Here is an 818-nt window from a genome sequence, read left to right as displayed (position 1 = left end):
CTCGGTCAGCCATGTCCCCTGGTTTCCCCGCCGCTCCAGCATTCCGCTGATGACAAGCTCATCTGTAATTTTTCGCAATGTCATCCTGCTGATACCCAACAGGATTGACAGGTCACGTTCTGCCGGAATTTGATCGCCTTCGCTGAATTCTGTGTTTAATAAATTCAGCAGCGCCTGCCTGGCCGACAGATAGGCCTTCCGTGGGCGGCGTTTATTTTCACTTAACTCGTTCATGGTCTGTTTTATAGCCCTAAAAAAGTAAAAATTATGGGTTATTGTAGCCAATTAGTCATTGATTTGTCGTCGTAAATTTCAACTACAGAAGGTTTAATATCAATCTAAAAATAGACCGTAATCCCATAACTTATTATTATAATTGAATAAATTAATTAAACTGGTTGCGTATTTTCACCTTCCAGCGTATATCTCGTATGGTTCGTTTTATGGTATGTTTAATGGGAGTGAATGATGAAAAAAACGCTTGCCCTATTTTCACTTGGCCTTGCTATGACGGGACTTTCCGGTCATGCATCGGCGCAGCAGCAAATCCGGTTTGGTACTGATGCGACGTTTCCACCCTTTGAGTTTAAGGCCGCAGATGGCAGCCTGCAGGGATTTGATATTGATCTGGGTAATGCGATTTGCACGCAGCTCAAGGCTAAATGTATTTGGGTTGAAAACGGATTTGATGGTCTGATCCCGGCGCTCCAGGCGCGTAAATTCGATGCCATTATTTCTTCGTTGTCGATTACCGATGAGCGTAAAAAAGCTATCAACTTCTCCAATAAATTATTCAACAGTGGATTGGCCCCTATATT

2 protein-coding genes are annotated in these 818 nt (G+C 43.2%); one reads left to right on the top strand and one right to left on the bottom strand.

Annotated elements, in window-relative coordinates; all coding sequences use genetic code 11:
• The coding region (locus tag NG99_RS27315; RefSeq protein WP_232298382.1) for a GntR family transcriptional regulator at positions 1-285 on the bottom strand (285 nt) is incomplete at its 3' end.
• Positions 286-468: 183 nt separating this feature from the next.
• Between NG99_RS27315 and NG99_RS27310 the strand changes: the two genes are divergently transcribed.
• Positions 469-818: transporter substrate-binding domain-containing protein (locus NG99_RS27310; protein ID WP_034900056.1), on the top strand; the 350-nt coding region annotated here is incomplete at its 3' end.

The sequence above is a fragment of the Erwinia typographi genome (assembly GCF_000773975.1).
GTDB classification, from domain to species: Bacteria; Pseudomonadota; Gammaproteobacteria; order Enterobacterales; family Enterobacteriaceae; genus Erwinia; species Erwinia typographi.
Note: the sequence above shows the minus strand (reverse complement) of the source record. Positions and strands in the feature narration are given on the sequence as shown.